The 9,581-nt window shown below is 71.2% G+C and carries 9 protein-coding genes and 2 pseudogenes; 1 reads left to right on the forward strand and 10 read right to left on the reverse strand.

Going from position 1 to position 9,581, the window contains the following annotated elements; genetic code table 11:
* Window positions 1-71: 71 nt before the first annotated feature.
* The 4 genes and pseudogenes from AOK15_RS06625 to AOK15_RS48755 form a co-directional block, all read right to left on the reverse strand.
* Window positions 72-1,349 (reverse strand): DUF418 domain-containing protein, encoded by a 1,278-nt coding sequence (locus AOK15_RS06625; protein ID WP_205632086.1) that lies wholly within the window; start codon window positions 1,347-1,349, stop codon window positions 72-74.
* Window positions 1,350-1,645: 296 nt separating this feature from the next.
* Window positions 1,646-2,752, reverse strand: a complete 1,107-nt coding sequence (locus AOK15_RS06630) for a ricin-type beta-trefoil lectin domain protein (protein WP_055513753.1) — start codon at window positions 2,750-2,752, stop codon at window positions 1,646-1,648.
* A 103-nt stretch (window positions 2,753-2,855) separates the two neighbouring features.
* Window positions 2,856-3,831, reverse strand: a pseudogene (locus AOK15_RS41790) (WD40/YVTN/BNR-like repeat-containing protein); the annotation flags it as partial.
* A 484-nt stretch (window positions 3,832-4,315) separates the two neighbouring features.
* Window positions 4,316-4,732 carry a hypothetical protein gene (locus AOK15_RS48755; RefSeq protein WP_420876864.1) on the reverse strand — a complete coding sequence of 139 codons (417 nt, stop codon included), beginning with the start codon at window positions 4,730-4,732 and terminating at the stop codon, window positions 4,316-4,318.
* 19 nt (window positions 4,733-4,751) lie between these two features.
* On the opposite strand from AOK15_RS48755, the pseudogene AOK15_RS48760 reads away from it, so the two are divergent.
* Window positions 4,752-5,096, forward strand: a pseudogene (locus tag AOK15_RS48760) (phosphopantetheine-binding protein); the annotation flags it as partial.
* 299 nt (window positions 5,097-5,395) lie between these two features.
* Here the strand turns inward: AOK15_RS48760 and AOK15_RS06655 are convergent.
* The 6 genes from AOK15_RS06655 to paaA form a co-directional block, all read right to left on the reverse strand.
* Window positions 5,396-6,163, reverse strand: a complete 768-nt coding sequence (locus tag AOK15_RS06655; protein WP_055513762.1) for an enoyl-CoA hydratase/isomerase family protein — start codon at window positions 6,161-6,163, stop codon at window positions 5,396-5,398.
* A gap of 8 nt (window positions 6,164-6,171) precedes the next feature.
* A complete protein-coding gene (gene paaE, locus AOK15_RS06660; protein WP_055513764.1) occupies window positions 6,172-7,284 on the reverse strand; it encodes a 1,2-phenylacetyl-CoA epoxidase subunit PaaE in 1,113 nt (370 codons plus the stop codon).
* A complete protein-coding gene (paaD, locus tag AOK15_RS06665) occupies window positions 7,284-7,799 on the reverse strand; it encodes a 1,2-phenylacetyl-CoA epoxidase subunit PaaD (protein ID WP_055513767.1) in 516 nt (171 codons plus the stop codon). Before paaD ends, paaE begins: the two co-directional genes overlap by 1 nt.
* Window positions 7,793-8,620, reverse strand: coding sequence for a 1,2-phenylacetyl-CoA epoxidase subunit PaaC (gene paaC / locus AOK15_RS06670; RefSeq protein ID WP_055513768.1), 828 nt, complete (start codon window positions 8,618-8,620; stop codon window positions 7,793-7,795). Before paaC ends, paaD begins: the two co-directional genes overlap by 7 nt.
* A 10-nt stretch (window positions 8,621-8,630) precedes the next feature.
* Complete coding sequence (gene paaB / locus AOK15_RS06675; protein ID WP_055513771.1) at window positions 8,631-8,951, reverse strand: 1,2-phenylacetyl-CoA epoxidase subunit PaaB; 321 nt, start codon at window positions 8,949-8,951, stop codon at window positions 8,631-8,633.
* Window positions 8,948-9,581 (reverse strand): 1,2-phenylacetyl-CoA epoxidase subunit PaaA (paaA, locus tag AOK15_RS06680; RefSeq protein ID WP_063798951.1); only part of this gene is annotated, 634 nt, incomplete at its 5' end. The genes paaB and paaA, both read right to left, overlap by 4 nt.

Here is a 9,581-nt window from a genome sequence, read left to right on the forward strand (position 1 = left end):
GCCGGGGCCCGCAAGGGTGATCCCCTTGCGGGCGAGGATGGGGCGGGAGGCGAGCCACCCGCCCCGAGGCCTCACCGGATGTACTTGGCGGGCTTGGTGGCGGCGTTGAGCAGATACTCCAGGGGGCCGCGGCGGAAGAAGCGGGACCAGACCGTGGCGAACACGATCGCTGTCAGGATGTAGGTGAGCACGGGCAGCCAGGACGTGGTGGTGCCGGCACCGGAAGCGGGCCACGCGGACTGTGCGAGGAAGTGACCGACGTAGGCGGTCAGGGACATGGTGCCCACGGCGATGACCGGTTTCGCCAGCCGGCGCAGCCGCGGCAGGCGGTCCATGGCCGCCGTCGCGCCCACGATCACGAGGATCGCGACCCCCGCGCAGCCGATGGTGTCGAACGTGGTGCCGGTGTGTGACACCGCGCCCAGCAGGTCCGAGGCCGACAACTCAGGCCCGCCGGACCCACTGCCCATGGACCCCGAGAACCCGGAGCCGCTGCCCATGGAGCCCGCACCGGAGCCGCTGGGCGGCCCCTCGCCACCCCCGAAGCTGAGTACCGCGCTCGTGCCCGACAGCAGCATGGCCAGGCCGTAGGCGCCTGCGGCGAGGCTCGCACCGAGCGCGGCCAGGCGCCGCTGTACGGCGACCGCGGACAGGTCGAGGCGGGCCAACGCCATGCCGGTGATCACGAACGCCATCCACGTGATGGTCGGGTAGAGGCCCGTGAGCAGCAGGTCGAGTACTCCCACGGTGCTGAGACGTTCCAGCGGGTCGTAGGCGTTGATGGTCTGCTGGACGGAGTCACTCAGCCACATCTTGAGGACGAACGCCAGTTGCGGCATGACGAGCGCGATCCCCGCCGCGATGATCGCCAGCGTCCTGGCGCTCCGTCGCACCAGGAGCAGCGCCAGGAGGAAGTAGACGCCGTAGTAGGCGAGGATGATGATGTCGCCGTACTCCATCGCCAGCACGGTGCCCAGCGCCAGGAGGATCACCGCGCGGATCGCGATCCGGACTTTCGCCTGTCGGCCCGCCAGGCCGGTCCTCGGTTCACGGCGGCCGGCGATCAGCATCAGCGAGAAACCGGCGAGGGTGGCGAACAGGGCCGACGAGCGTCCCTCGGCCAGGAAGTACACCCAGCTGCCGACGCTGCCCGAGGGTGAGTCCATCGGGGCGATGTGCACGATGTACATGCCGAACACCGCCAGTGCGCGGGCCAGATCCACCCCGACCAGGCGTCCCATCGAGGGGCCGCCCGAGGCCTGCCCGGCGGACTCGGACGAGGTTCGCGGCGGTGAGGGCGAGCTTCCCGATGCGGCCGACATCTCCTGCGGCGGCTTTATCTGTGTCATACGCAGGATCTTTCGGCGCCGTCGGAAGGCGGACCATCCGACAGGTCTCGGCATCGCCCCCGCCGACCGGCCGGCGCCACCCCGCCGACCGGCGGAACAGCCACCGCGCCGACCGGGCGGCAGGCTTTGACGGGGGCCCGCCCCTCTTTGGTGGCGGCGTCGGCCACCGCGACCTCTCGCCCGTGCGACCGGTGGTCCGGGCCGCGAGCAGGCCACGGGCGAACAGCAGCGCCACGTTCACGGCGGGGGCGCGTCCTACCGTGCGCCACGGTCGATTCGGATCCCGGGCGCGGGGTTCATCCGGTGGTCAGAGTGGTCCACTTCTGGTGGGAGCCGCCGTTGCAGTCCCACAGCACGAGCTGCGTGCCGTCGGCCGTGGAGGCGCCCGGAACATCGAGGCAGCGGCCGGAGACGGGGTTGCGGTAACCGCCGTCATAGGGCTGCCAGACCTGGTTGGCGCCACCGTGGCAGGCCCAGAGCTGCACCTTGGTGCCGTTGGCGGTGGCCCCGCCGGCGGCATCGAGGCACTTGCCCAGGGAGCGCAGGGTGCCGTCGGTGTACGCGGACCAGTACTGGTTGGCGCTGTCGCCGCAGCTCCACGTCTGGACGGCGGTCCCGTCGGCGTTGTCGGCACCGTTGACGTCCATGCACTTGCCGGCCACGCCGGACTGCACGCGGGCGGGCGCCGGGGCGGGGTTCTTCAGCCATCCGGCGCTGTCCGCGGACCGGACACCGCGGTGGAAGGCGTCGGCCATCTTCTGGTAGCCCGAGTCGTTGGGATGCAGGGGGTCGGCCAGGTCGGCCGCGGTCAGACCGCTCATGTCGACGAACACGACGTGCCTGCCCGCGACTTGGGCGTCGTCGACGATGTCGCGGATGGCCCGGTTGTACGTGCCCCGCCACTGCTCCTCCGAGCTGTTGGTGGACACGACCAGGGAGGCGACGAGGACGGTGGCGTCGGGGACGTCGGTGGTGATCCGGTCGACCAGCGACCTCAGCTCGGCGATGGCGGCGTCGGCTCCGGAGGCCCCTATGAGGTCGTTGGTGCCGATGTGCAGCGTCACCACGTTGGGTCGGTAGCGGGTCAGTGAGGCGTCGTCGAGTGCGGCGATCTCGTTGATGCGGTACCCGGAGTGGCCTTCGTTGTCGGGATCGGACATCGAACCGTTCCGTACCGTGCCCACGAAGTCCAGCGGGTGGCCGTCGGCCGCGAGTTGGTTCCACAACGGCCCTCGGTAGCCGTTGCCCGAACTGCTGCCCACGCCCCAGGTGATGGAGTCGCCCAACGGCATGACCCGCAAAGGCGTGTCGGAGGCGGCGGAGGCAGGGACCACACCTGCCGCTGTCCCCCCGAGCGTGGTGGCGACGAGCGTGATCAGGGGGAGCATCCAGGACTTTCTCATGCGGTTTCCTCTGCTGTGCGAGTGATTGGTCCAGTGAGGCTGATCGCCGCCCGGCTGCACGGGGGTGGCGAGGGCCCGGGTTCGAGTTCGGCCGGGTCGGGGATCAGGCGGGCTCCCCGTACTGCACTCCGCGTCCGTTGGTGGAGACGTAGACCCGGCCGTACACGCGCGGGTCTTCCGACGGCGCCGACCATGCAGATCGCCGGGTAGGAAGCGCGCCCTTGGCGGCCTTGCCGAAACCCAGGGTGTGGGCGGCGTGGCAGCTGCTGACCTTGGCGAACGCCCGCGTCGGTCGAGCGGTGGAGACCGTTCCGCTTGAGGCTGAGCCGCAGGTCGCCGGTGCGGCCCGGAACGGCCGTCAGCTGGAACTCGTTGTCGCCGGTAATCAGACCGCGGTGGCCCGCGCGGTGAAGGTCCGGCCGCTGTCGGTGCCGGCGAACACCGTGCCGGTCGTGGTGTCGAAGGCGTAGGAGCGGGGCGGGTCGACGGGGTCCCCGATCGGGGCGGCCCCCTTCGGGAAGGAAGCGGCCTCGGACCAGGTGGTGCCGTTGTCGGCCGAGCGGTATCCGGGGTTCGCCGGGCCGAGGGACCACAGCAGCACGCTGCCGTGGGCGTTGGTGGCGATCGGACCGGGCGCCTCCTTGGCGACGGCGGGCCGCGCCCCGAAAGTGCCCAGGTCCTGCCGCCGTCGTTCAGGACGGCGGAGTCCTTGAGGGAGGTCCAGGTGCGGCCGCCGTTCGTGGAGCGGAAGACGGTGTCGATGTCGGACCCCTGGTTGTTCGTGGAGACCACGAGGGTGCCGGGGCGCGGGCGTCGACCGCGACGCCGCCGTAGCCGAACGTGTCGGCCGACTCTCCCCCACTGCCAAGCGTGTGGGCGGTACCCCCGTCGTGGTTCCGCCCCGGCTTCACCGGGGTGACCTCGGTCCACTTGCCGTTGGCGGTGCGCAGTTCGTGGACACTGCCGTCGCACTGGCCGTTGGGGCCCGGCGCGTCGGCGTACGTCACGTACAGCTCGCGTGTGTGCCTGTCGTAGGCGGCGCGGATCGGCACCTTGGCCGCGGTGCCGAGGTGGTGCCCTCGCGCGACCCGCTGTCCGACTCACCGCAAGCGGCGAGCAACGGCATCCCACCGGCCACGGCCCTGGAGGCGACGGCCTTGGAGGCGACGGCCCTGGAAGCGAGGAAGCTTCTTCGGCTCGGCCCTGAGGACACGGAGGCGACGTTCGGCGTCATTGCGTCAACCCTTCATGACGCACCCGGACACCCGGCGGTGGGGCGTCGGCTGCGGTGGCGTGACTTGAACCAGTTGAGCTGAGAGCGGACATCCCATCACTGTTGACGGGAGCTTCGTCGAAGCGCTTCGATGTTGCAGTGAGATTAAGGGCACACTCATGGACGCACAAGGGCCGCTTCCAAGATTCCTCCGAGGCGCTGGAGAGGGCTTCACCGGCTCCTCACTTGATGAAAGATGTTCACCTCTTGGCTCTCGCCTAGTCCGCCAGGTCATGTCGAAGCGCTTCACAGAAGGGTGTCCGAGCACATTCAAGGAATCACATCGCGGCTCACCTCCGGCGAAAGATGGGATGCCTGCTTCGGATCACTCCCGCCGTCGAGCGCCCGGCCCTGCCCGGCTGGCACCTGTGCGTCAGGGAAGAGGAGGCCGGCTGTTGCCGCCTGGCTTGGCGGGCGAGATCTGCGTCGGCGGGGCCGGCGGGGCGCTCGGATACCTGGGCCAGGAGGAGCTGACGGCCCGGCGGTTCGTGCCGGACCCGTTCACCGGCGGCGCCATGTACCGCAGCGGCGACCTGGGCCAGCTGCGCCCGGACGGGCGTCTCGAACACCTCGGGCAAATCGACAGCCAGGTCAAGATCCGCGGCTTCCGCATCGAACTCGACGAGATCCGTGCCGTCCTGCTGGAGCACCCCGACGTCCGTCCGGCTGCCGTCGTCCACCGACGACGACCCGTCGGACGCGGCCACCGCCAGGATCGACGCGTAAGTGGCGCTGTCCCCGGGCGGCGACCCCGCCACGGTCCGCGAACGGGCCGCGAACGTCCTCCCCGAGTACAGGCTCCCCGCCACGGTCACCGCCCTCGACAGGCTCCCGCTGACCCCCAACGGCAAAGCTCGACGCGTCGCAACTCCCCCACCGCAGGTACAGCGCGGACCGGCGACACCCCCAGAGCCGGACCGGGCCACCACCGACGACGACCTCACCCGCACCCTGCGCGAGATCTGGGCCGAGGTTCCGGGCGTCCCCGCGGCCCCCGACGACGACTTCTTCGAACGGGGCCGCAACTCCCTGTTCGCCGTCCGCATGGGCGCCGCCCTACGCGCCCGCGGCCTGCCCTCCCTCCGGCTGCGCGAGCTCTACTGCCACCCGAGGGCCAGGGCCACGGCGGCGAACCTGAGCACACCGGCGAAGTGGGGGTGCGTGTCAGCGGGGTGCGGCCACCGGCAGCGAGGGCGTCGAGGCGCCCAGGGCGTCCTGGCCTCCGCCGCGGTGCTGGCCCTGGCCCTGGCCCTGGCCCTGGCGGCCGTCGGTCTGTCGGTGTCTTTCGGCCTGATGAGCATCATGGCTCCCCCAGTCATCGCCGGACGACTCCCGCGGAAACCGACACAGCCGACCGTTCCCGGGAGCACTCAGAGAAACGTCGCCCTGCCAGGGCCTTCCTCGACGAAGCTGCGCATCCCCCGCTCGCGGTCCTCTGTCGCGAACAGGCCCGCGAACCAGGTGCGCTCGATGGTGAGACCGGTGTCGAGGTCGGTCTCCAGGCCCTGGTCGACCGACTCCTTGGCGGCCCGCAGGGCGAGTGCGGGGCCCTTCGCCAACCGGGCGGCCCAGGCCCGCGCGTGCTCGTACACCTCGGCGGCCGGAACGACGAGGTCGACCAGGCCGATCCGAAGGGCCTCGTCGGCCTTGACCATCCGACCGGTGAAGATGAGGTCCTTGGCCCTGGACGGGCCCACGAGCCGGGACAGGCGCTGGGTACCGCCCGCGCCGGGGATCAGGCCGAGCAGGATCTCCGGCTGGCCCAGCTTGGCCTGGTCGCCGGCGATCCGGTAGTCAGCGCAGAGGGCCAGCTCGCAGCCGCCACCGAGCGCGTAGCCGGTGACCGCGGCGACGACCGGCTTGGGGATGCGCGCGACGGCGGTGAACGCCTCCTGAAGCGGGCGCGAGCGCCTGACCATTCCGGCGTGGTCGAGGAGTTCCATCTCCTTGATGTCCGCGCCGGCCGCGAACACCTTCTCGCCGCCGTACAGGATCACCGCCCGGACGTCGTCGCGCTCGGTCACCTCTGCGGCGAGTTCGCCGAGCCGGTCCTGGCCGGCGATGTCGAGGGCGTTCATCGGGGGGCGGTCCAGGCGGATGGTCCCGACGCCGTCGGAGACCTCCAGGTGAACGGGCATGGGATTCCTCAACTGTCGAAGTCGACGGTCAGCGTCTCGGAGACGGGGAAGGTCTGGCAGGTCAGCACATAGCCGGCGTCGACCTCGTGGGCCTCCAGGGCGAAGTTGCGGCGCATGTCGGCCTCGCCTTCGGTGACCAGGGCGCGGCAGGTGCCGCACACTCCGCCCTTGCAGGCGAAGGGCAGGTCGGGCCGCACCCTCTGGGCGCCGTCCAGCACCGTGGCCGCTCGGGGCAGCGGCGCGGTGGTGGTACGGCCGTCGAGGGTGAGGGTGACCTGGCTGACCGGTCCCTCGGCGACGGCTTCCTCGTGCCGCACCTCCCGCACCGGCGCGTCGTCCGCGAAGAACAGCTCCTGGTGGACACGGTTGCTGGGCACCCCCAGACCGGCCAGCACCTTCTGGGCGTCGCGCACCATGCCGTGGGGTCCGCACAGCCACCAGTGGTCCGCGGTGGTGACGTCGACCAGCCCGCCGATGAGGGCGGAGAGACGGTCGGCGTCCAGGCGGCCGGAGAGCACCTCGGCCTCGCGGGGCTCGCGGGAGAGGACGTGGGCGAGCTGGAAGCGCGCCGGGTGGAGGTCCTTCAGGTCGGCGAGTTCGTCGGCGAACATGACCGAGCCGGTGCGGCGGTTGCCGTAGAACAGCGTGACCCGCGAGCGGTCGTCGGCGGCGAGGACCGACTCGGCGATGGAGAGCATGGGGGTGATGCCGGACCCCGCGGCGACGAGGACGTGGTGGCCGGGTGCGGTGAGGTCGGGGCTGAAGGCACCGGTCGGGGCCATCACCTCCAGGATGTCGCCGGGCCGTACGTCGTGGACCAGCCAGGAGGAGAACAGCCCGCCGGGCACTTCGCGCACCCCGATGCGCGGCCGTGCGCCCGCAGCAGAGCAGATCGAGTAGGAGCGCCGCTCGTCCCGCCCGTCGACCTCGCGGCGCAGGGTGAGTGACTGGCCCGGTGAGAAGGCGAACTCCTCCGCCAGGTCGTCCGGGATGTCGAAGCCGACCGCGACCGCGTCCTCGCACAGCCGCTGCACGGCGCCCACGCGCAGGTGCTGGAAGGCGGGGCGGCGTCGCCGCACGGGTGTGGACACGGAGGTGCCGGGTGGCAACAGGTCCTCCATCAGATCTCCTTGACGTACTCGAAGGGTTCGCGGCAGGCGCGGCAGCGCCACAGCGCCTTGCAGGAGGTGGCGCCGAAGCGAGAGGTCTCCTCCGTGTCCGCCGAGCCGCACCGGGGGCACGGAACCGCGGGGCGTGCCGGGGACAGGGTCAGCGGCACCGGGCCGGGGGCCGGGCGCGGCGCCGGTCCCGGGGGTGCGATGCCGTGTTCGGCGAGAATGCGGCGGCCGCTCGGGGTGATCCAGTCCGTGGTCCAGGGCGGGTGGAGCACCGTGCGCACCCGGACCTGCGCGTATCCGGCGGCTGTGAGACGCGCGGCCACTTCGGCGCGCATCTCGGCCATGGCCGGGCAGCCGGAGTAGGTCGGGGTGAGACTGACGACGACCGTCCCGTCCTCGCCGACCTCGACGTCCCGCAGGACGCCGAGGTCGGCGAGGGTGAGCATGGGCAGTTCGGGGTCCGGCACGCGCTCGGCGATGTGCCGGGCCCGCCGGGCGTCGAGGAGTGTGGTCACCATGTCGCCTCCGGGTGGGCGCGGGCCACGCTCTGCAGCTCTACCAGCAGGGGGGTGAGGTGCTCGGTGTGGTGGCCGTCGCGGCCGGAGCCGGGCTGCGGCCGGCCCACCGGCAGAGGCACTCCGGCCGTCTCCGTGACCTGCTTCAGCACCGCCTCGACCTCGTCCTGGACGTCGTGCGCGGTGAACAGCTCGTCCACGTACGGCGCGACGTGCTCCAGGGCGTCCCGCATCCTGTGATGCGACTCGGGGGTGCCGTCGCCGAGGCGGACGACCCACTCGGCGGCGTACTGGCGGTGGTAGGTCAGCTCCTTGACGCCCTTGGCGGCGATCGCCGCGAGTACCGGATCGTCGGAGGCGGTGAGCCGCTCGAAGTGAGCGAGCCTCCAGGCGGAGAGCACCAGCAGGCGTGCGACGGTGAACGCGAAGTCACCGACCGGGAGTTCGGCGAGGCGTACGTTGCGGAAGTCGTCGGCGTCCCGGAAGTAGGCGTAGGCGTCCTCGTCGCGGCCGGTGCCGTCGACCTGGCCGGCGCGGGAGTACAGCAGGCGGGCCTGGCCGAGGAGGTCGAGGCCGATGTTGGCGAGCGCGACCTCCTCCTCCAGCTCGGGCGCGCGGGTGGTCCACTCGGCCAGCCGCTGCGCCGAGACCAGGGCGTCGTCGGCCAGCGCCACACAGACGCGGGCCAGTTCCCCCATATCGACGCCCTCGGGCACGCCGGTGTCGACGCCGTGCAGCGGGTCCTCGAAGCCGGTGCCGTACGCCCAGCGGGTGTCGTCGTCGTGTCCCTCGGCGAGGGTCAGGTAGACGTGATCGTCACTCATGCCCTGCTCCTCAGATGTGCGGGACGTCGTCGGGGATGTCGTAGAACGTCGGATGGCGGTACACCTTGTCGGCGCTGGGCTCGAAGAACGGATCCTTCTCGTCGCGGGTGGAGGCGGCGATGTGCTCCGAGCGCACCACCCAGAGCGAGACACCCTCGTTGCGGCGGGTGTAGAGGTCGCGGGCGTGGGTGAGGGCCATCTGATCGTCGGCGGCGTGCAACGAGCCCACGTGGACGTGGTTCAGGCCGCGCTTGCCGCGCACGAACACCTCGTACAGCGGCCAGTCGCCCTTGTTCCCGCGCGCCGCGCCCCTGTCGTCCGTGCCGGTCATGCCGCCGTCCCCTTCCGGGCTCGCTCGCTCTGCTTGGTCGCGTGGGCGGTGGCCGCCTCACGCACCCAGGCGCCTTCCTCGTGGGCCGTCCTGCGGCGTTCCATCCGCTGGTCGTTGCAGGGCCCGTCACCGGTGATGACCCGCTTCAGCTCGGCCCAGTCAGGGGCACCGAAGTCGTGACGGCCACGCTCCTCGTTCCACCTCAGCTCCGGATCCGGGAGGGTCACCCCGAGCTTCTCGGCCTGCGGCACCGTCATGTCCACAAAACGCTGCCGCAGCTCGTCGTTGGAGTGCCGCTTGATCTTCCACGCCATCGACTGCGCCGAGTTGGGCGAGGCGTCATCGGGCGGGCCGAACATCATCAACGACGGCCACCACCAACGGTCCACCGCGTCCTGCACCATCGCACGCTGCTCGTCCGTCCCACGCATCATCGTCAGCAGCAGCTCATAGCCCTGCCGCTGATGGAACGACTCCTCCTTGCAGATCCGCACCATCGCACGCGCGTACGGACCGTACGACGACCGGCACAGCGGCACCTGGTTGCAGATCGCCGCACCGTCCACGAACCAGCCGATGACACCGACGTCGGCGAAGTTCCGCGTCGGGTAGTTGAAGATCGACGAGTAC

Source organism: Streptomyces ossamyceticus, from assembly GCF_001418475.1.
In the GTDB taxonomy this organism is placed as follows: domain Bacteria; phylum Actinomycetota; class Actinomycetes; order Streptomycetales; family Streptomycetaceae; genus Streptomyces; species Streptomyces ossamyceticus.

What these genes read in the sequence shown, in the direction of transcription:
- paaD (WP_055513767.1), bottom strand. Translation starts at nt 7,799, where the DNA reads ATGGTGACCACACTCCTCGACGCCCGGCGGGCCCGGCACATCGCCGAG.
- paaC (WP_055513768.1), bottom strand. Translation starts at nt 8,620, where the DNA reads ATGAGTGACGATCACGTCTACCTGACCCTCGCCGAGGGACACGACGAC.
- paaE (WP_055513764.1), bottom strand. Translation starts at nt 7,284, where the DNA reads ATGGAGGACCTGTTGCCACCCGGCACCTCCGTGTCCACACCCGTGCGG.
- AOK15_RS06625 (WP_205632086.1), bottom strand. Translation starts at nt 1,349, where the DNA reads ATGACACAGATAAAGCCGCCGCAGGAGATGTCGGCCGCATCGGGAAGC.
- AOK15_RS06630 (WP_055513753.1), bottom strand. Translation starts at nt 2,752, where the DNA reads ATGAGAAAGTCCTGGATGCTCCCCCTGATCACGCTCGTCGCCACCACG.
- paaB (WP_055513771.1), bottom strand. Translation starts at nt 8,951, where the DNA reads ATGACCGGCACGGACGACAGGGGCGCGGCGCGCGGGAACAAGGGCGAC.
- AOK15_RS06655 (WP_055513762.1), bottom strand. Translation starts at nt 6,163, where the DNA reads ATGCCCGTTCACCTGGAGGTCTCCGACGGCGTCGGGACCATCCGCCTG.